Origin of the sequence: Arthrobacter pascens (genome assembly GCF_017052465.1) — a bacterium.
Classification (GTDB): domain Bacteria; phylum Actinomycetota; class Actinomycetes; order Actinomycetales; family Micrococcaceae; genus Arthrobacter; species Arthrobacter pascens.
The window spans coordinates 123,280-144,251 of sequence record NZ_JAFHKT010000141.1 but is presented as its reverse complement, the minus strand read 5'-3'; the positions used below and the strand labels follow the sequence as shown (position 1 = coordinate 144,251).

Below are 20,972 nucleotides of genomic sequence, written 5' to 3'. Positions count from 1 at the left end.
GCCTACGACACTTCAGGAGAGACGACATGTCACTTGTCCGCGTGCATAACTTCTCGGTCTCCCTCGACGGCTTCGGTACAGGTGAGGGCCAGCAACTGGACGCACCGTTCGGCCACGCAGGCACGCGGCTGCTGGAGTGGGCCTTTGAGACGCGGACCTTCCGCGCCATGGGCATCCATGGGGACTCGGAAGGATCCTTCGGCGTCGACGAGGCGTTCGCCAGCCAGTGGGGACCAGGGGTCGGCGCCGAAATCATGGGGCGCAACAAGTTCGGCCCTCAACGCGGTCCTTGGGAGAACGAGGATTGGAAGGGGTGGTGGGGCGACAACCCTGTGTTCCACACGCCTGTGGTTGTCCTGACACACCATCCCCGGCCGGTACTCGAAATGGAAGGCGGAACAACCTTCCATTTTGTTGACGCGGACCCCGCCTCGGCGCTTGAACAGGCCCGTGCACTGGCCGGTGGCCTCGATGTCAGGATCGGCGGCGGTGCCAGCACGGTGCGGCAGTTCCTTGAGGCCGACCTGATCGACCACATGCATATCGTCCTCGTGCCGATCGTCCTGGGCCGGGGCGAACGGCTCTGGGACGGACTCGAGGGACTCGAAGAACGCTTTGACATTGAAGCGACTCCCTCTCCGCAAGGGGTGGTCCATTTGGTCTTCACCCGTCGCGCGGTGGTGTAGGTGGGTCGGTTCAGACTGAGGCGTAGGCGCAAAGCGGATGCATGTACGACGGCGGCAGAGCACTTGGGTGCGGCGGCTACGCTTCCCGCCCCTCCCGCTGAAACGCCCGCACCGCCTCGCTCGTGGTGGGGTAGAAGTGTCCGGGGGAGAAGCGGGCGCTCATACCGTACCGCAGCAACCTGTCCTTGACCGGCCCCTTCATCTCCGCGAACACCAGGTCCACGCCGTGCCGCTCCAGCCATTCGTCAAGCTGCACCAGCTCGTCCAGTGCAGTCGTGTCGATTCCCGTGACGGGCTCGGCCGCCAGCACCACGCGTTCGGTGCCGGGCGGGGCCTCGTCCAGCGCATTGCGCACGAAGGAGCCCAGCAGCGCGCCGTTGCCGAAGAACAGCGGTGCGTCGAAACGCAGGATCAGCAGGCCGGGGACGCGTTCGCCGTCCGGGTGGCGGCTCACGTCGTGGTAGCCGGGTACACCCGGCACGTCCACCAGTTCGGCGCGGTAGGGGTCCCAGGCCCGCCGCAGGAAGTCCAGGATCGCCAGTCCGACGGCAACCACGATGCCCGGGAGGACGCCCAGGATGGTGACCCCGAGGAACGCCGCGAGCATCACCAGCGATTCGCTGCGGCTCATGCCGAGCAGCCGGCGCACCCCTGCGGGGTCGGCGATTCCCGCGGCTGCGGCGATGACGATGGCGGCCAGGGTGGTAGACGGCAGGAACTCCGTGACCCCGGGCGCCGCCAGCATGAAACCGAGCACCAGGACTGCGCCCACCACGCCCGTGAGCTGGGATTTCGACCCCGACTCCACCGCCACCGGCGTGCGGGAGGTGCTGGCCGAAACGGGGAAGCCGCCCAGCATGCCGCTGGCTGCGTTCGCCGCGCCCAGGGCAGCCATCTCATGGTTGCCGCTGACCTTGCCGTTCCGGGCCGCGGCCAGGGACTGGGACAGGGTCCCGGTGTCAACGAAGACGATCAGCGCGATGCCCGCGGCGGCGGGCAGCAGCGCCACGACGTCGGCCCAGCCGATACCGCCGAGGGCGGGCGCCGGGAGCCCCTGCGGGAGGGCGCCGGTGACGTCCACCCGGTCGCGGAGTCCCAGCAGGGCCACGGCGAGGCAGGACACGACGACGGCGACCAGCACGCCCGGGACCTTCCACTTCAGCCACCGCGGCACCAGGATGAGCGCCAGCGACGCCAGCCCCAGCAGCAGTGCCGCCATGTTGGTTTCGCCGGCGAGCACCTTCGGCACCGCGGCGAAAAGCTTGTCCCAGGCCGTCTCGCCGTCCACGGAGATCCCCAGGAGCGTGGGAACCTGGGAGACCACCACCAGCAGGGCGATGCCGTTGAGATAACCCAGCCGTATCGGCTTGGACAGCAGCCCCGTCACGATGCCCAGCCGCAGCACCGAACCGACCAGCATGATGGCACCGATCAGGATAGCCAGGAGGCCCGCCAGGGCCACGGATCTCTGTTCATTGGCCGCGGCCAAGGGAACAAGGGCGGCAACGATCATCGGGGCGAGTGCCGAATCCGGGCCTAGCACCAGCACACGCGACGGGCCCACGGCCGCGTAGGCAATCAGGGGAACGACGGTTGCGTAGAGGCCGGTTACCGGCGGGAGGCCGGCGGCCTGGGCGTAGGCCATGCCCGCGGGAACCAGGACCGCGAAGAGCGCGGCGCCGGCCACCAGGTCCTGCCGCAGCCACCCGAGCTCGTACCCGCGGAGCGACGGCGGGATCCACCAGGATCGAGGCTTAGCGGAGCGGCGCATGCTCCGATCATGGCCCATCTGGCGGTTGCCCGCCATCGGTCCCCGACAGCCAGCCTGCCTGATTAGGACTCCTGGTCCACGGCGATCACGATTTTGCCGCGGGTATGTCCCTCCATGTTGGAGCGGAAGGCATCCGCGGCCCTTTCCAGCGGAAAGACCTCGGCCACTTCCACACGGATTGTCCGGCTGTCCACCAGATCGGCGAGTTCTTGCAGATCGGCTCCCACCGGATTGACCCACATCCAGTCGCCCCCGTGCTGCTCCACTTCACTGTCGGCAATCGAGGCGTGCCGGCCTCCCTCGGCCAGCACCGCCAGTGTTGAGTCGAGATTTCCGCCCACAAAGTCGGCAACGACGTCCACTCCGTCCGGGCGCAGCGCCCGGACGCGCTCCGCGAGCCCGTCCCCGTAGGCAACCGGCTCGGCTCCCACGGAGCGGAGGAACTCGTGGTTCTTCTCCGAGGCAGTGGAGATGACGCTGGCACCCAAGGCCACGGCAATCTGGATGCCAAGGGAGCCTACGCCTCCGGCACCCCCGTGGATCAGGACGGTTTCGTCGGTCTTCACGCCCAGCCGGTTGAGAACCTGGTAGGCGGTCAGGCCCGCAAGCGGCAGGCCCGCCGACTCGTTCCACCCGAGGGAGGCAGGCTTCCGGGCCAGGAGCCGTTCCGGCAGCGCTATGTACTCGGCAAAGCTTCCCCCGTGGACGTAGTCCTTGCGGCCATAGGCGATGACCTCATCACCGGGCTTGAACTGCCGGGCATCGATACCCACCGACTCCACAACCCCGGCCACATCCCAGCCGGGAATCGCGGGAAACTGCAGGTCCATGACCGCATCCAGGTACCCCGCCATGATCTTCCAGTCCACCGGGTTCACTGCTGCTGCCTTGACTTTGACCAGGACCATGCCAGGCCCGACTTTCGGCATCGGCTGGTCGCCCAGTTCGAGGACGTCCGGGCTTCCGTATGTGCTGTAAGAGATTGCCTTCATGACTTCCACAACGGCATGGCGTCGCTTCGCTATTCCAGATGACTTCACGAAGTGGTGTGTCGCACGGTGAGGGTGAACGGCACCTCGACGCGGCTGGCGCCAGTCCTACACCGCCACCGCAGCCTTCGCGTCCTGCTTGGCCTTCATCCACTCGTTCAGCCACGGGGCCCGCACGCTCGACGTGATCCGGCAGTCGGCCACGAAGGTTCCCTTGGCGCCGGCGTCGATCCACCCCTGAAGCGCAGAAAGGTCCGCCAGTGAGCGGATGATCGCCGACTCGGCACCGAGCGCGCGGGCGATGCCGCTGAAGTCCACCTCGGGGATCAGCATCGGCTTTTCGGTCAGGCCCTGAGAACCGTACTGGTGGATTTCGGCCCCGTAAGCGGCATCGTTGTAGATCACGACGACGGCGCTACGTGCCGCCCCAATGAGCGATTCGAGGTCGGACAGGCCCATCAGGAAACCGCCGTCGCCGGAGGCCAGCACCAGGGTGCGGCCGTCCTCCACGGCGCGGGCTGCCCCGACGGCGCTGGCAAGGCCGAGCCCGATGCTCTGGAAGGCGGTGCCCACCATGACCAGGTCCTGCGGCCTGGGGATGTGCCAGTACATGGGCGCCCAGCCGATGAAGTGCCCTCCGTCCTGGACCACGGTGCGGCGCTCCGGCAGCACAGCATCCAGTGCCGAGGCAAGGGAACGCGGATCCAGCCGGCCGTCCGGGGTCTCCGCGGAGCCTGCCTGGTGGCCCGGTCCTTCGGTCAGGCGTTTGCGGGCCTCCGTGCGCCAGGCTTGTCCGTGGCTGGCGTCCGGCAAGGCCGGGCCATCCAGGATCCGGAGTAGGCGTCCCGCGGCAGACTTCACGTCCGCGCTGACGAACGTATCCACCCGGGGGTTGGTCGGCTGCAGAGCGGTGTCGATCTGGATGACGGTGCTGTTCGGGCCGAGCAGGTGCCCGAACCGCAAGGTGAAGGGGCTCAGGCTTGCCCCGGCCACGAGGACCACATCGGCCTCACCCATGAGCCCGGCTGCGGTGTCCGTGCCGAAGCCGCCAGCGACGCCGAGGTATCCCTCGCCCTGGAGGAGGTTGAGCGCCAGGGCGGTTCCGGCGGTCAGCGCGCCCAGGCGGTCGGCAAGTTCCCGGAGCTCCGGGCCGGCGCCGGCGAGGTGCGCACCGCGGCCGGCGAGGATCAGCGGCCGCTTCGCCCCGGCGAGCAGGCGGGCTACCTGCCCAAGGCCGCCGTCGACGTCGTCCGTTACCTTGGGTGCCGACGGCGCCGGAAGCTCTTCGTCCGCAGCCTCGAGGGCAGCAAGGTCGTAGGGAATGGCAATCACGACGGCGGTGCGCCTGGTCAGCGCGTATTCCACTGCCTGTTGCGTGATGGCGCCAACGGCGTCGCGGGTGACGGTGAAGGTCGCCGCGCCGAGGCCTGCAGCGATAGCCGCCTGGTCCACGTCCTGGGGCCGGGCGCCGCTGCTCGGCGCGTCCCCGGTGACCAGCACCACGGGGATTTGCGCCTGGACCGCTTCTGCCAATGCGGTGAGTGCGTTCGTGTAGCCGGGGCCGTAGGTGGTGGTGCCTGCTGCGAGGCGTCCTGACGTCCGGTAGTAGGCGTCGGCCGCGGCGATGGCGGCGCCTTCATGGCGGACGGGGGAGAAGCGGAGGCCCAGCTTTTCCGCGGCGTCCAGGAAGTAGACATTCCCGTTGCCCATCACGCCGAAGACGTCGCTGAGGTAGCTGCTGAGAACCTGTGCCACGCGGCCGGAGACAGTAAGTGAAGTCATGCAGGAATCTTGTGGGCTGGTTCACAGATAGGCAAGAGAGTCGAGTTTGATTGGGATAATTGGCAGGAGTAGCGGTAATTTGTGAAAATATGCGCACCTGTGGCGTGCGTCACCCGCACTTAGTGGGAAGGGCGGGATTCCTGCTCGGACAGCCGGCTCAGGAGGCCGTCGTAGCGGGGCGGCATGAGTTCCAGCACGGAAATGGCCGTGCTGGTGCGTTGGATCCCCTCAATTTCCAGGATCTCGTTGGTGATGCGGTACAGGTCGGCCGTGCTGCGTGCCACCACCTTGGCCATGAGGTCCGCGTCCCCTGTGGTGGCGTGCACCTCGATGACCTCCGGGATCGCGGCGAGCCCGTCTTCCACCGCACCTGTCCGGGTTTGGCTGATGGACAGTGAGAGGAAGGCCATCAGGTCATAGCCAAGCGCGGCGGGGTCCAGCCTCCGGCTGAAGGAGCGGAGGGCGCCGCTGCGCTCGAGCCGTGCCAGCCGCGCGTGGACAGTGTTCCGTGCGACGCCGAGCGTCCGCGAGAGTGCCAGGGCGCTGGCTTCGGGATCTTTGTCGAGGGCCAGGATGATCCTGCCGTCGAGGGAATCCAGGGTGCGAGGGTTCTGAATGGTCATATTTTCACCACAGATAGTAGAAGTTGAGCAGAAGTCCCAATGGGTTGAGGGTATCTTGCATTGTGGGCCGGGTCACAATCATGATCGGTCCTCATGACCCGTGATCAGCTCCTGACCGCACCGGACACTGCGCTTCCCACCCTTCGTGGCGCTGTGGCCGGCCTCCCGCCCTACGTCCCGGGCCGGCGCGGCGCCGGCGTGGACATCGCAGCCCTCGCCAGCAATGAAAGCCACTACGAACCGCTGCCGGCGGCCGCCGCTGCGGTGGCCGAAGCGGCCGGCACCATGAACCGCTACCCGGACAGTGCCGCCGTCGAACTCCGCGAGCGGATCGCCCGGCACATGGGCGTCACCGCCGGGGAGATCGCGGTGGGGCCCGGCAGTGTGGGCGTCCTCCAGCAGATCATCACCGGACTGTGCGACGCCGGCGATGAAGTGATCTTCGCCTGGCGCTCCTTCGAGGCGTACCCCATCCTGGTTGAGCTGGCCGGCGCCCGGCCGGTCCGCATCCCGCTGGACGACGCCGAGGGCCACGACCTGGAGGCCATGGCCGCGGCCGTCACCGACCGCACCAAGGTGATCCTGCTCTGCACCCCCAACAACCCCACCGGCGTGCCGATCAGCCACGAGCGCATCGAGGCCTTCCTGCAGTCCGTCCGCTCCGACATCCTCGTGGTGATCGACGAGGCCTATGTGGAATACGCCGAAGCAGGCAGCGGCCCCGATTCCCTGGCGCTCTACCGCCAGTACCCGAACGTCTGCATCCTGCGCACCTTCTCCAAGGCGTACGGACTCGCCGGCCTGCGTGTGGGCTACGCCGTGGCGGCTCCGGCCATCGCCGAGGGACTGCGCCGTACCGCTCTTCCCTTCTCGGTGAGCGCGCTGGCCCAGAAGGCGGCCGTCGCATCCCTGGACGCGGGGGAGGAGATGGAAGCGCGGGTCGCCGCCGTCAGGCAGGAGCGCGCACGGATGGCCGCGCAGCTCGAGGCCCAGGGCTGGAAACTGCAGCCGAGCCAGGGCAATTTCCTGTGGATCCGCGCCGATGACCGCCTCCGGGCGAGGCTGGTGGACGCGTTCGACGACGCCGGCATCCTGGTCCGGGCGTACCAGGGCGACGGCGTCCGGATCACCGTGGCCGATCCCGCCTCCAACGACCGCGTGCTTCGGCTCCTGGCCGCCCACGCAGCCTGACAACCGACTGACCTGAAATTCAATCCGTTCCACCTACAACCAGAGGACTCCCCATGGAACAACAGACAAAGACGTCTGCCCGCGCCCTCGGCGCGGCCCTCAAACCCCGCCAGCTCACCATGATGGGCCTGGGAAGCGCCATCGGCGCGGGCCTGTTCATCGGCTCCGGCGCCGGCATTCAGGCTGCCGGCCCGGCGGTGCTGATCTCCTATCTCGTGGCCGGCACCCTCATCATCCTGGTGATGTGGGCGCTCGGCGAGATGGCCGCCGCCAACCCGGACAGCGGCGCCTTCTCCGTTTACACCGCCAAGGCCTACGGGCCGGTGGCAGGTGCCACGGTGGGCTGGCTTTGGTGGCTGCAGCTCGTGGTGGTCATCGCGGCGGAAGCGCTCGGTGCGGCAGGCCTGCTGTCCACCATCTTCCCTGCCCTGCCGGTGTGGCTGATGGCCTTCGTGTTCATCGTGGTGCTCACCGCGGTGAACCTCACCAGTGTGAAGAACTTCGGCGAGTTCGAGTTCTGGTTCGCCCTGCTCAAGGTGGCGGCAATCGTCGGGTTCCTCCTGGTGGGCGCTGCCCTGCTCTTCGGCTGGCTGCCGGGCGTGCAGTCGCCGGGCCTGGCCAACTTCACCGGCGACGGGTTCGCGCCCGACGGCTTCGCCGGGATCGCCACGGCACTCTTCGTGGTGGCGTTTGCGTTCGGCGGCACCGAGATCGTCTCCGTGGCGGCAGCTGAGACCGCTGAGCCTGCCCGCAGCGTGAAGAAGGCGGTCCGGACCGTGCTGTGGCGCATCCTGGTCTTCTACATCGGCGCGATCTTTGTGATCGCGGCGGTGGTTCCCGTGGGTTCGGCGGGGCTGAAGAGCCCCTTTGCTGCGGTCCTGGAGGCCGCCGGCATGCCCGGTGCGGCCACCGCCATCACCTTGGTGGCCGTGGCAGCGCTGCTCTCGGCCCTCAACGCCAACCTCTACGGCGCCTCCCGGATGGCGTTCTCCCTCGCCGAGCGGGGCGAAGCACCACGCCTGCTCGCCTCCGTGTCCAAGGCGCGTGTCCCGGTTGTCGCAGTCCTGGCCAGCGTCGCTTTCGGCGTTGTCACCGTTGTGCTGGAACTGGCGTTCCCGCAGAAGGTCCTTCCCGTCCTGCTCAACATTGTGGGTTCGACGTGCCTGCTGGTGTGGACGTCCGCGCTGCTGGCCCAGCTCGCGCTGCGGCTCCGCGCCGACCGCGAGGGAACGGAGCTTCCCCTGCGGATGCCCGGCTTCCCGTGGCTCACGGTGTTTGGTCTGGTCATCCTTGCGGCGATCTTCACGGTGGGCTTCATCGGCGAGGATTCCCGTCCCCAGCTCCTGAGCACCTTCGCACTCGTGGCGCTTCTGGCCGTGGCGAACTGGATGCATCACCGTTCCGGGGAGGTTTCGCCGGTTGTCGAATCTGAGGACCGTGCCAAGGAGCCGGTGCTTATGGACTGAATCAAGTGACCTGAACCCCCGTCGTGGGTTCAGGTCACTTGAGGGGCGCGGCCAGTCTGGACGGGCGTGTTCTGGCGTCGTGGGGTGCCGGACGATATAAGTGCTGCATCCTCTTGGGCCGGCCGGCACAGCAGACCAGCGGGTTTCAGTTAGCTGTTAAGAATGTGTTCGGATACGTCGAGTCCGACTTGGAGTGGTGTCTGTGCGACGCGACGTAAGTGCTCGTCATCGGTGAGGTGAACTGAGTCGCCAGTCAACAAGAATCCGAACTCATTAGGGTGCACATCTGGCAGCATTGCAAAATCCACAGGCGAAGGATCGGGCCACAACTTAACCGCTCGACCTTCTTCGACTAACGCATGCTGAATAGGCCAGTACGGATGCCACACGACGGTTGCCGCGATGCCACGAATGCCGGCGACCCACGTCTGGTAGTGCAGATTCTTCGCCCCGACGCTGACATTCGGCAGTTCCAGGAGGAGTCTTCCCCCGTCCCAAGTCTGCGCGCCCGATACACTTTGCCGCGTTAGGAAGACTGAGAACCATTCGGGCGGAGCTTCCTCCATCCGCATCCATTCCAGCCACCCCGGCTCATCCTGATCGTGGCGTCGAAATGCCCCGTCTTTTTGCACTTGCGGAGAATCATGTACCGCCTCGGGGTGGGTATTCAGGAGCCCGACCTTCAGAAACCACCGCGCCAGAACTCCAGCTTCCGTTGCAGTAATCGCTGGGCAGGTGTGTGTGCCGGATTTTGGCATGATTTTTCGGATAACGGTCTTGGCCGGTACCTCTATCGAGCGGCTGAGCAGGCCGTTGCATTCCTCGCACATGGGTACATGAACACTTTGAAGGGCCGTAGCGGTTGTAGGTGTCCCGTCACGCTTTGAATAGGGGTTTCCACCCTTCTCGATAGTGAGAGGCCCTTCGCCGTGAAACGGCTCTTCACGGTTCGTGGTGAATGTTCTGCCGTGATGCATGTTCATGCCGCTGTTTTGGCGGCACTGCGCAACAGGATACGCGTTTTGTAGTTGCGTGCGTTGGTGAATCCCCGGCCTGTTCGTTTGATGTGTTTGATGGCTGTGTTGTTTGCTTCTACTTTCGCCGTTGTCGCGCCGGTGACGATGAGGACTTCGATTTCTTTCCACCACCGGCAGATCGTTCGCCAGAGCCGGTTCGTTTCAGGCTGCGCGGCTCGTTCGACTAGTTCCTGCAGGCGGTCTTTCGCGGCGGCCGCGTCGGCGAGGGACCCGGTGGCGAGCAGCGTGCGGAGCTGTTCTTTGACCAGCCAGGCAGCCTGTAGCTTCCCGGTGGTGTCGTCGGTGGCGAACACGGTGCTGAGCCTTTCCCGTGCCCGGTCTGAGAGTGTGTCGCCGCCGCGCAGGAGCAGCCGCCGATTAGCCCAGGCCGGATCGAGGGAGCGTCCCCGCCGGCCGTGGACCTTCTGGGTGAGCCGTTGCCGGACTTCGGTGAGCATGTCGTTGCCGAGCTTGACCAGGTGAAACGCATCGACCGAGACAGCGGTGCGCGGGAGCCACATCCGCAGGGCCTTTCGGAACGCGGCTGACGGGTCGATCGCGACCACCTGCACGCCCAGGCGCCACTGAAGCGGCCGGGCGAAGAGCCAGTCTCCGACGCCCTCGCTGTCGCGGCCGTCCACGATCCCGAGAACTTGTCCGGTGTCCAGATCGACAATGGTGGTCATCCAGGGTTCATAGCGTTTCCAGGCCTTGGTAGCCGGGTCGCGGAAGAATCGCACGGAACGGTAGCGATGTTCATCAATGCCGAGCATCCGGGGTGCCAAGGCGTCCACGTCCGGCAGCGTCAGCGCCGCGGAGTCCAAAGCCCGCTGGACCAGCCACCATGAGACACCGAACGAGGAGGCCGCCTCCGCGGCGGCCCTCCCGGATCCGATGACAGCACTGACGAGAGCATCGCGGAGCCGGCGGGTGGACCGTGCGCGGCGCGGCACCTGGGCCGTTTCCTCGGCGAATGTCCGGCGCGGGCACAAATACTCATCGCAGAAGAATCTCCGCTTGGCCCAGATCACTTCGACCGGGCCGGCGACAGGGATGTCACGCAGACGTTGGGGCCGGCGTGAATGCAGACGAGTGCTGATGACGCCACAGGACGGGCAGCCAGCCTCGGCGGTGGCTTCGACGCGGATCCGCCGCTGTCCGGATGCGAGGACCTCAGTGTCAGCGACGCGGTAGTCGGGCAGGTTGAAAATGGCGGTGGCAGCATCGGGGCGCGGGGAAGTAGGCTCGATCAAGGCTCGTAGCTCCTGACTCTTGATGAATGCGTAGAGAACATCCATCACAGCAGGGCTACGAGCCCTTCAGCTTTCAAGACACGGAATCCAATTCACCACGAACCACGAAGAGCCCGTGAAACTCCTTGATCAACCAAGTCGGCCACACGTGTTCACCAACGCCCTCGGACGGGTTAGGACAGAGCACGCAGGACTTCCCTGGAAAACGGTTCGACATGGCATCCACGATATGGGTTGGCCGGTGTGTTTTCCTGGATCACAGGGGTGTGGTGGAAGCTGACCTGGCGGGCCCAGTGTTCGGACGGTGGACGTATCGTTGGAGACTGTGGTTCGGGCGGGCCCCGTTCACGGTGTTCCGGCAGCGGGGGTTGTAAAAGGACCTGGACGTTACTGCCGCAGGGAGAACTGCGGGCACGCAGCCTTTGAATCTATTTCCATACGTCGCTTTGTCCACTTAGACCAACGGGGTTCCGGTCAGTTGGCTAGGATCGTCATATGACCACTATCTTTCGCGACGACATTCCGACCACGGTATTGACCGTGCTGGAGACCTCACCGATCGTCGCCTGCGACACCGAGACAAGCGGTTTGGACTGGTCAAACGATCGCCTGGAATTGTGCCAGATCTTCGCGCCAACCTACGGCCCTCTCCTGCTCCGTGTCGGAGACAAGCGCCCAACAAATCTGATCCGCCTAATCCAAGATCCTCACGTCAAGAAAGTGTTTCACCATGCTCCCTTTGATTTGGCATTTATGTATAGGGCATGGCAATTGGAACCCCGGAATATCGTCTGCACGAAGATAGCTTCAAAGTTGGTCGCAGGTAATCGGGCGCGAGAACACTCGTTGCAGGCATTACTGGAGAGCCGGCTCGGGGTCAAGGTTCGAAAGGGTGCCGCACGGACAAGTGATTGGGGTGCTCTCTCCTTAGCCCCTGAGCAAGTGGAGTACGCCGCTAACGACGTAAAACACCTGATTCCCCTCTATGAGTCGTTGCTAAGCGATATAAAAGCAGGCGAACTTGAAGATCTTTACAGTCGGTGCTGTGATTTTCTGTCAACTCGATGCAAATTAGATCAGCTCGGATTAGGAGATATTTTTTCTTACTAAATGCGGCCAAATAAAATCATTCTCCAGAAGGCGCAAGCTCCCACGAGGCACCTTTGAAGAACTCAAACTCACTGCTGGCCCGGCACTCTAGTCGCGCCAAGAGGCGCATATGCCAGGGCGCTTCCGATCCATTGATGACCTGAACATAGGCAGAAACATTCTCATCCCCAAGCCGAACAATGTCTTCAACTAAAAGGTTAGGCAAAAATCCGACTGGAACTCCTTCTGATTGGACCAGCAGGCGTGCCTCTGGATTAGCAGGGTTTCCTTCATTCTTGATTAAACGGAGCGGATCCCCAATTCTGAGGTTGTTCAACACAGCGTCCAATTTATCGCTGGAAACCCACATCTCTTGATGACCCACACTCAACGATCTATTGGAAATATGGCGTATTCCATGAACCAGAAATGAGCAAGACCAAACGCCCTCTCGAATTTTTTCGGGAACAGGAAATAGTTGTAATGTATCGCCGGCGCGACGGCCGCCTGAGGCCGCTATCTGCTCCCAGGGCGTTGCGTCCTCGGGTAAGCCCAATTTTTTTACGTATCGACTGAAGTCGAGCCTTCGTGGATCCATAGCGCGCTGAGAGAAGAGCGGAAACAGGTCATCGGACCTGTACACCTCTGAAAAGCTCGGAAACCCGATCAGCCCCTGAAAGTCTTTGACGTCATGGGCGTTCCGAACGTAACTAAACTCATAGCCCTGAGCATCTCGAAGGAGGACGCCGATCGGTTCGATCGCACGAGAAATAGGATGCTGCCAGGTCACGATGAGGCGCCGAGAGCGTGGTTGCTGGACCACTCGCTTGGCCGCAGTCAGGCTCTCATGCGTTGATGCAGCATTCATTTTGCAGCCTTTCTGCGTTGATCGATAGAAGTTCAGTGATAAACCTACGTCGTGCCTCTGACATCTCCGGAACTCGTGCAACGACAGCCGTAGCAGCGGTAGTGTCGAGGTTGTCGATTCTAGCCAGCCAGTACTGCCTGGCTTCCTCGCTGGCTAGCTCAAGGGAAGCTTTGGCGGCTTGAACAAGGGTGATCGCCTTAGGTGGGACATGTTCCAGTCTATGCGCAGTGCCACGTTCGGCCCATACATGAACGCCGCGAGGCGTGCCCAAGACCCTAAGCAGTTTTTCTTCGTGTAGGTTGAACCCAAGACTGCTAGCTAGGTCATATGAGCCGCACAGGTGCTTATCCTCGCCCGGAATAAGTGGGATTAGTACTGACCAATTTTCGTCATGTCGGTCTCGATTTGAAATCCAGGCATCCAAGATCATAAGACCACAGAAAGCATCGTATGCAGTGAAGCCGTGTGGATATTCGTTGTTAGGCGGAGGGCGTAGCCCATCCAAGGCTTTACAAATGTTAGAGAGTGAGTGGCCAGGCCTTCCGCGAACGTTTCCGGGGACGTAACCGTGAATGGGCAAGGAGGACATCCATACTCTCCCGGGCTGCAATTCATGGGTTTCCGGTCTTATATTTTGTGAAATGTTCCCTTCATAGCCATCCCTTTGTGCCAATTGAATTGGCGCTGTGGGGACTGAAAGCAATCCCGCCAAATGTGAGGCGATTAGCTCAGACCAGTCTTCTCCGTATCGAAAGCCATCCTTTACGGTTACAGACTTGAACAGCCAGCTGTTGTTCTCGGGGTCGCGCAACCACCACTTTATTTCGGCTCCCGCGGTTTCGTCCTCAATGAGTTCCCAGTCACTAGCGTCGACCCGTTCGAAGTGCTTCATTTTGCCTCGTACCGCCGAGTTGGACGTGCTCTCGACAGGGCTCTGCCGGATCTCTGTGATGGACTCGCCTTAGTCATGTTTCTGGCGACCGGCTTGGACCCTGTATGCATGGCATGAAGCTTACTGCGGCCAAGGACAGAGCACGCGTACAAAATTTTTTGATTACGATCGGGAGTGCGGGCGTTTGCAGCGCAGCGTGCCATTGATGCTCGGCATTTGTTTCGGATCCATTTTCGTGGGCATGCGAACTTGAGTTGAGCTCGCGTATGGGAGCCCCTAAGACGTTCGAGTATTCGCTGTTCTGGCCAAGAGGGTTTGGTTAGGGAGCCAATCCCGCATACCCTGGCGCGGTGAATTCATTTCTGGGGGGACCTGCATCAGACAAGCTGTCGCCCGGCCTGTACGAACTTCTAAACACAGATGCATTGGGTCATCGCCTGCACGGGGTGTCGGAGCTACATGCCAGCTTTGGAGACGTAGAAGTTGAAGACACATCGGAAATACTTTCCCGCCACGTCTATGACGCTGTCCGCCGAGCCCTGGAGGCTGCGCAACCGGCAGAACGAGTCGGCCTGGCGAATCGTTTGCTTCAGCAATTGGGCGCGTCAGACCACATTAGCCCCGGCCCCACTCAGCTCCAGTCTCTTTTCCGCCGTGACACGCTCAGACGCAGGCAACTCCGCCGTCCCAACATCAAGCTCAGTGACTCAGCGCTGCTGACCAACAGCAAGGACGAGCCGAATCTTGCCGCGGAGCTCAGGGCTGAGATCGAGTCCGCGAACACCGTCGACCTGCTCTGCGCCTTCGTCCGCTGGACCGGCCTCCGCCTTCTCCAGCCGGCGCTCGAAGAGCTCAAGGGGCGCGGTGCGAAACTCCGCGTCATCACCACCACTTACATGGGCGCCACGGAACGCCGCGCCATCGACGAACTCGTCACACGGTATGGCGCCGAAGTGAAGATCAACTACGAGACCCAGGCCACCCGCCTGCACGCCAAGGCCTGGCTTTTTCGCAGGAACTCCGGCTTTGACACCGCTTACGTCGGCAGCTCCAACCTGAGCCAGGCAGCCCTTCTGGATGGCCTCGAATGGAACGTCAGGCTCAGCTCCGTCGGAACGCCCGCGCTTCTGCAAAAGTTCGAGGTCACCTTCGACAGCTACTGGGAGCAGCGCGCCTTCCAAAGCTACGATCCGGAACGCGACGGCGAAAAGCTGGACGCCGCCCTGGATCGCAATGGCGGCCGGCGCACGGCCGTCCCAGGCGCGGCCACCGGCCTCGAAGTCCAGCCGTTCCTCCACCAGGAGGAGATGCTCGAAGACCTGGAAGCCGAGCGTCTCAAGGGCTTCAACCACAACCTCGTGGTCGCGGCCACCGGCACCGGCAAGACCGTCATTGCTGCCCTGGACTACAAGCGCCTGTGCGAGGCTGCCGGCCGTGATCTGAAGCTGCTCTTCGTTGCCCACCGGCAGGAAATCCTGAAACAGGCGATGCGCACCTACCGTGACGTCATGCAGGACGGCACCTTCGGCGAACTCTACGTCGGGGAACACAAACACACACAGTGGAAGCACATCTTCGCCTCCGTCCAGTCGCTGTCTTCGCTCGGCGTCGAGCAGCTGGAGCCTGACTTCTTCGACGTCGTGGTCATCGATGAATTCCACCACGCCATGGCGCCCACCTACCGCCGGCTACTGGATTGTCTCCAGCCGCAGCAGCTCCTCGGCCTGACCGCGACGCCAGAACGCGGCGACGGGGTCGACGTCGCCAAGCAGTTCTTCGACGGTCGCACTGCCAGTGAGCTGAGGCTGTGGGATGCCCTGGACGCTGACCTGCTGGTGCCTTTCCACTACTTCGGCGTGTCAGACGACGTTGACCTGAGCCAACTGGAATGGAAGCGCGGCAATTACGACAGCACACAGCTGAGCAACCTCTACACCGGCAACGACGCCCGCGCCGCCAAGGTGATCCGCGAACTCCGCGACAAGGTCACCAGTACCGACCAGATGCGGGCCATCGGCTTCTGCGTCTCGGTCCAGCATGCCCACTACATGGCCGAAGTGTTCAACCGCGCCGGCATCGCCTCAATTGCGGTCGACGGCAGCACCGATGACGCCGACCGCGCAGCGGCGCTCGAGCGACTCCGTCGGCGGGAGATCAACTGCATCTTCGCCGTCGACCTCTTCAACGAAGGCCTGGACCTGCCGCAGGTGGACACCATCCTGATGCTCCGGCCCACGCAGAGCGCCACGATTTTCCTACAGCAGCTGGGGCGGGGGCTGCGCCGTGCCGAGGGCAAGGCGGTGCTGACGGTCATGGACTTCATCGGCCAGCAACGCCGTGAGTTCCGCTTCGATCTGCGGTACCGGGCTCTGACCGGTTACGGGCGCAAGGAGCTGGAGAAGGCTGTCGAGGAGGAGTTCCCGTATCTGCCGTCCGGGTCGCAGATCACGCTGGACAGGGTGGCGCAGAAGGTGGTGCTGGATAACATCAAGGCTCAGCTGCGGTTCAACCGGGCACAGCTGGTCCGGGACATCGCCTCGTATGCCGAGACGGAGCTGGCGGCCTATCTGGATCAGTCCGGGAACGACGTGAAGTCAATCTACCGGTCAACCAGGGATTCGTGGACCGGGTACCTTCGACAGGCGGGGCTGATCGAGGGGTTCTCTCCTTTGGAGGTGGCCCTCAGCGGGAGGATCCGGGAGCTCTCGGATGCGGATGAGAAGAAGCTCCTGGGCCGTATGGCTGCACTCATCCATGTGGACGATCCAGAACGCGCCTACGCTTACTCGATGCTGGTCAGCCCCGAAGCGCCCCGCTACGCGGAGCTAGGAATGCGCGAGCAAACATTCGCCCGCATGCTGTTTTACACGCTGTGGGACGACGGCGGCGGTTTCCAGACGTACGACGACGGACTGGACTACCTGCGCGGCTACCAGTTTGTGTGCAGCGAGATCCGCCAGATCGTGAAGCTGGGGGTGGCTGCATCCAAGCACGCCGCTAAGGGGCTCGGGGCGGGGCTGCAGCACGTTCCATTGCTTTCGCACGCGACCTACCGGCGCGAAGAGGTCCTGGCGGCCCTGCAGTACGGGTCGTTGGAGCTTGGCAAGAATGTGCAGCACCGGGAAGGCGTTGCCTGGTGCCCGGCGACGTCCACCGACGCCTTCTTTGTCACCCTCAACAAGGACGACAAGAAGCATTCGGCCACCACGATGTACAAGGACTACGCCATCAGCCCCGAACTGTTCCACTGGGAGTCGCAGAACGCGACGTCACCCGGAAGCCCGGCGGGTAAGCGGTACCTGAACCGGGCGTCGCATGGCTCGAAGATCTTGATCTTCACGAGGGACACGGCGGACGACGAGACTGGTCTGACGGTTCCGTATGCCTGCCTGGGCCAAGTCGAATACGTTCAGCATGTGGGGGAGAAGCCCATTGCGATCACCTGGAAGCTGCACCGCCCGATGCCTGCAGACGTGTTTGCGACAGCGGCCGCAGTGGCGCAGTAACGAAACCGATCCATGCCTGAGTCGGGCCTTGGCCGAGGGCGTGGTGTGGGTGCGGGAAATCGGCAGCGCCGCTCGCCGTTGGCAGTAGTCACCTACATCTCTTGTATCGCCTAGCCGAGGAAATGAATCGGCAGGCAAGCATTGTGGACTCTCTTGCTTAGTCCGATGAGCTCGCGAGTCCACTCAGCCTGATCGGAAAGTCCATGCTGGTGTTGAAGTATCGGCACGATGCCGTACATTGCTAGGGCGGCTCCTAAGCAGGCCGTATCCAGGGCAAGGGCGGTCATCTCGGGACTAAGCCAGTCGGAAGCTGGCGTCCCGTCGTAGTAACCGCCAATTGTGTGGAGCATGCCCAGCGGCGTGGCGTGGACGCCGTTTGATAGCAGCTTATATGCGAGCTCAACCCAGCCCGGTTCGGCGAAGCCGATATCCAGCGCCCGAAGCTGCTCGGCGGGAGAAGCAAGGCTGGGCCGCTTAGTCCCGTTTGGCGTACGCATGTTGTCGACAGCGTAGTCGCCACGCCCCAGAGGGTAAAAGAGCCGTTCGCTAATCTCGGGCGCTACTCCACGGTTAGTGAGTTGATCGATCATTGATTTCTTGCGGTAAGTGGCGTCGTCCATGACTGCTATATACCGATTTTCGATTTCCTCGACGGAAAGCCGATGGGTTTGCCAAGCAATGCGGGCGCCGTGCTCAAAGAGCAGCCGCGAAGCGGACACAAGGAGATAAGGCGAGCTTCCATCGCGTAGGGAGTTAACGACGACGCGCAATAACTCCAGCGTCGTGTAGAAGGGAAGCGCCGACGTCAGGTTGATTTCACGTGATTCGATCTCCGCTAGGGATGGAGCGCAGGTGTAGAGGTCCACTAGTGGCTGAGCTGACGCGGTGGCCTCCCGAAGCAGCGAGTTAACGAGACGCGTCGGGCGCCCAGCATCGGAATACGGCGAGTTTGTCGCAGGTGGTCGCGCAACCAAATTTTCGACCGACTTTCTCGGCGTTGTAAGTCCGCTGATGTCTAGCTTGTGATCAACCTGGCAGGCATCGATGAGATCGGTAACGGTCGAATCAGAATCCAGACCTCGGACAGAGGCAACCGCAGTCCCCGCGACCTGCGCAAAGAGTGCAGCCATGGGGGCCGTGGCCGTGGCGCCGATATTGCCGGACTCCCGCGAGACAGAAGTCCAAGTAGAGGCATAGTTGAGGTGGCCGCACATGCCCAGCAAATTCGCTACCGGTGCGGGCAGCTCCGTCACTGCTTCAACGGTAACCGGTACCCTACGCGCAAGGTCGATCTGGAAATTGGGCAGTCCGGGACCGGCATGTGCGCTAGCCAGGCGATCCGTCGGAATTGGGTTGCACCAGCGGTCAATGTTCGGAACAGACAGATCACTTTTCGAGATGAACTCGTGAAGTGACTCTCGATCCGAGGCCAGAGTGGACTCCAAGGCTGCAGCACTCCCCGAGGGTGAGCCCATCCATTTACTTGACAGGGCCGACTCCAGCACCGTCCGTGACAAGGAGCCGGCTAGAACTGCGCTGTCGCGCCGAACCAATAGCCCGTAGACCTCATCAGCTCGATTGACGGCAGAGAATTCGTGAAGGTCTGTGAGTATTTCGGGAGTCGGTGCAGAATCCCTCAATTCGAAGCCGCGATTTGCCTTGTCCATCAAAGCGTCGAGTTTCTGTATCACGCTGTCTGTGTTCTGTGCACTGGGGTGCGCGGCGGAGTTCGTCAATCGTTGACCAGACCTTCCTGCTTGGAAACTTCTACTACTGATATGGATGAGGAAGAGCTAACGGCAGCTGCCTGTGGATCTCGCACGCGGTCAGCCAGCGTGCCTACTGCCAATTCCATCGGCAGGGCAGCAGAGAACTTCAACCCCTGAATCATCTGCGGGGGGACGAACGGCAGCGCGAAAGCCACTCGGCTCGCAGCTTCGCGAATATCAGCAATGGTCACCGAAGTTGGCAAACGGATCATTGCGTTATCGGCATGCGCATCGTCGATTCCCAGAGCAGCCTGCAACGTGAGGTTGGCCTTCAATCCCGCCCAGGTCCAAAAAACTTGGCTCTCCTCGGAGCGGTGGATGACGAGGCCCGACTTCTCCACCGTTCCAGACTGGCTCGCACGGAGTTGGGGCATATGTTCTTGAGCGCGCCTAGAGATTTGCACGTCCGGCGTTGCACCTAAGAGGATCTCCCGCATGGCCTGCATCATCTCGTAGGATTCTGCGACGCTTCCGCTCTGCCATCGCGAAGCTCCTTTTTCGGCCATTTCGCTTACGCGCACAACATGCCGATCCCAGTCCACCGCCTCCACGAGCCACGAGCGTCCAGAAAGCAACAGCTTTCGGGCCGCACCCTCTGGACCGGTGGCTACCAAACTTATTGGCGCCACGGAGCCTATTTCCCGCTGGCCTGCGATCACGGTCAATTCAGGCGCCGCGGTAAAAGCGCTCAACAGGTCCATGAAGTACCGGCGGCCAAATTTCTTTTCGGCCTGAGGACCGATGAAGAGAAAACCGCCGTCTTCCGCAAGGAACTCGTCGTCGCGGAGGAACTTCAGAATATCGCCGGCATTGTCCATCACGGGAAGATCGCCCCACCAGTGCGTTAACGAACCAGGCGAGAACTGCCCCTCTTGCAAAGCCAAGGCCAATATCTGTTGAGCGGCTATATGGTTGGGTGCTGCCGGTGGTTCGACTGCCTCGACGAAACCACGCTTCCAGAGCAACAAGACAGCGGCCGCTCGGAGCAGTGTGTCGTAGTTAGTCGCAAGGAAAAGCGCATTGCGGCGCGTGCCAGATCGCCGCCCCGTGCGTCCCAGTCGTTGCAGGAACGAGGAGACGGTCCAGGTTGAGTCGATTTGAATTACTCGGTCCAGATCGCCGACGTCGATGCCGAGTTCCAGGGTGGATGTAGCAGCGATTACGCAGTCACGACTCTCCGCAAATGCTTGTTCGCTCAGCCTGCGTTCGTCTGCGGAGAGAGATGCGTGAGAGACGAATGCAGTGACTCCGCGTTGTCTCAGCGCATAGGCCAGTTCTTCACAATCTGATCGCGAAACGCAAAATGCGAGCCGTTTCTCTCCACGATGCAGCTTGGAAATGACCTGGGCTGCGTTGTCGATTGATCCGACATAGTCCAGCACAACTTCCACATCATTAGCCTGTGCGGCTTCTTCCGATACGATGGCGGACGACTTTCCCTTAGACAAGGCCGATCCTTGCAGCCAATCCAGTATTTGCTGCGGATTTCCTACGGTGGCCGACAGACCAATCCGCTGAATAGGTCTACCCGCAATTCGCTGAATTCGCTGAAGGACAGACAGCAGGTGCCAACCGCGATCGTCACCAGCGAAGGCGTGGACTTCATCAACAACGATTGCCCTGATGTTGGCGAAGAAAGAAGCATGGTCCACGCGCCGCGAAACCAACATCGATTCCAGTGATTCCGGGGTCGTCAGAAGTATTTCCGAGGGATTGCTGAGGATGCGCCTGCGCTGGGACGGCCCAACGTCCCCGTGCCAGAGCTCGGCGCGCCGGCCGACCCATGAGGCATATGAGTTGATGCGGGGCTGCAGGTTGTTCAGAAGCGCCCGGAGGGGTGTCACGTACAGGACGGATAGGCCGGTCCATTCACGGTCTATCATCTCGGAGAGTAAGGGAAAGACTGCCGCTTCTGTTTTGCCACCGGCAGTGGGGGCAAGTAGAAGGCAGTCCGATCCCGAACGAATTGGCTTGACTGCAGTTCGCTGGAGCGGTCGCAACGTGGACCACCCCAGCGAATTCACAATGTGATACTCGACAGCTTCGTTCAGTCCAGTTGGGTCACCCATGA

At 62.5% G+C, this 20,972-nt stretch carries 15 protein-coding genes; 5 read left to right on the top strand and 10 right to left on the bottom strand.

Going from position 1 to position 20,972, the window contains the following annotated elements; all coding sequences use genetic code 11:
• Positions 1–26 precede the first annotated feature (26 nt).
• A complete protein-coding gene (locus JYA52_RS12745) occupies positions 27–686 on the top strand; it encodes a dihydrofolate reductase family protein (RefSeq protein WP_205653554.1) in 660 nt (219 codons plus the stop codon).
• 76 nt (positions 687–762) lie between these two features.
• Here JYA52_RS12745 and JYA52_RS12740 read toward each other — a convergent pair whose 3' ends face one another.
• The 4 genes from JYA52_RS12740 to JYA52_RS12725 form a co-directional block, all read right to left on the bottom strand.
• Positions 763–2,457, bottom strand: coding sequence for a SulP family inorganic anion transporter (locus JYA52_RS12740; protein WP_205653553.1), 1,695 nt, complete (start codon positions 2,455–2,457; stop codon positions 763–765).
• 62 nt (positions 2,458–2,519) lie between these two features.
• On the bottom strand, positions 2,520–3,449 hold the full coding sequence (locus JYA52_RS12735) for an NADP-dependent oxidoreductase (RefSeq protein WP_205653552.1): 930 nt from the start codon (positions 3,447–3,449) through the stop codon (positions 2,520–2,522).
• A 105-nt stretch (positions 3,450–3,554) separates the two neighbouring features.
• A complete protein-coding gene (locus tag JYA52_RS12730) occupies positions 3,555–5,228 on the bottom strand; it encodes a thiamine pyrophosphate-binding protein (protein ID WP_205653551.1) in 1,674 nt (557 codons plus the stop codon).
• Between the two features lie 119 nt (positions 5,229–5,347).
• Positions 5,348–5,851, bottom strand: coding sequence for an Lrp/AsnC family transcriptional regulator (locus tag JYA52_RS12725; RefSeq protein ID WP_205653550.1), 504 nt, complete (start codon positions 5,849–5,851; stop codon positions 5,348–5,350).
• 93 nt (positions 5,852–5,944) lie between these two features.
• Between JYA52_RS12725 and hisC the strand changes: the two genes are divergently transcribed.
• Together hisC and JYA52_RS12715 are read left to right on the top strand one after the other, a co-directional pair.
• Positions 5,945–7,042, top strand: a complete 1,098-nt coding sequence (gene hisC, locus JYA52_RS12720) for a histidinol-phosphate transaminase (protein ID WP_205653549.1) — start codon at positions 5,945–5,947, stop codon at positions 7,040–7,042.
• A gap of 53 nt (positions 7,043–7,095) precedes the next feature.
• On the top strand, positions 7,096–8,508 hold the full coding sequence (locus JYA52_RS12715; protein WP_205653548.1) for an amino acid permease: 1,413 nt from the start codon (positions 7,096–7,098) through the stop codon (positions 8,506–8,508).
• Positions 8,509–8,657: 149 nt separating this feature from the next.
• Here the strand turns inward: JYA52_RS12715 and JYA52_RS12710 are convergent, their stop codons facing one another.
• A complete protein-coding gene (locus JYA52_RS12710; RefSeq protein WP_205653547.1) occupies positions 8,658–9,491 on the bottom strand; it encodes a hypothetical protein in 834 nt (277 codons plus the stop codon).
• Complete coding sequence (locus JYA52_RS12705) at positions 9,488–10,777, bottom strand: ISL3 family transposase (RefSeq protein WP_205653546.1); 1,290 nt, start codon at positions 10,775–10,777, stop codon at positions 9,488–9,490. The genes JYA52_RS12710 and JYA52_RS12705 overlap by 4 nt, the downstream gene beginning before the upstream one ends.
• A 495-nt stretch (positions 10,778–11,272) precedes the next feature.
• Here JYA52_RS12705 and JYA52_RS12700 point away from each other — a divergent pair, with 495 nt between their 5' ends.
• The gene (locus JYA52_RS12700) at positions 11,273–11,887 is read left to right on the top strand and encodes a ribonuclease D (RefSeq protein ID WP_205653545.1); all 615 of its coding nucleotides are present in this window, start codon (positions 11,273–11,275) and stop codon (positions 11,885–11,887) included.
• A gap of 16 nt (positions 11,888–11,903) precedes the next feature.
• Here the strand turns inward: JYA52_RS12700 and JYA52_RS12695 are convergent, their stop codons facing one another.
• Entirely contained in the window at positions 11,904–12,656 is a 753-nt protein-coding gene (locus tag JYA52_RS12695; RefSeq protein ID WP_205653544.1) for a hypothetical protein, read from the bottom strand.
• A gap of 55 nt (positions 12,657–12,711) precedes the next feature.
• Complete coding sequence (locus JYA52_RS12690) at positions 12,712–13,626, bottom strand: HipA domain-containing protein (protein WP_205653543.1); 915 nt, start codon at positions 13,624–13,626, stop codon at positions 12,712–12,714.
• A 386-nt stretch (positions 13,627–14,012) separates the two neighbouring features.
• Here JYA52_RS12690 and JYA52_RS12685 point away from each other — a divergent pair, with 386 nt between their 5' ends.
• On the top strand, positions 14,013–17,132 hold the full coding sequence (locus JYA52_RS12685) for a DEAD/DEAH box helicase (RefSeq protein WP_240460294.1): 3,120 nt from the start codon (positions 14,013–14,015) through the stop codon (positions 17,130–17,132).
• A 110-nt stretch (positions 17,133–17,242) separates the two neighbouring features.
• Here JYA52_RS12685 and JYA52_RS12680 read toward each other — a convergent pair whose 3' ends face one another.
• Positions 17,243–18,823 (bottom strand): hypothetical protein, encoded by a 1,581-nt coding sequence (locus tag JYA52_RS12680; protein ID WP_205653541.1) that lies wholly within the window; start codon positions 18,821–18,823, stop codon positions 17,243–17,245.
• A gap of 41 nt (positions 18,824–18,864) precedes the next feature.
• A complete protein-coding gene (locus JYA52_RS12675) occupies positions 18,865–20,970 on the bottom strand; it encodes a DEAD/DEAH box helicase (protein WP_205653540.1) in 2,106 nt (701 codons plus the stop codon).
• Positions 20,971–20,972: the final 2 nt, after the last annotated feature.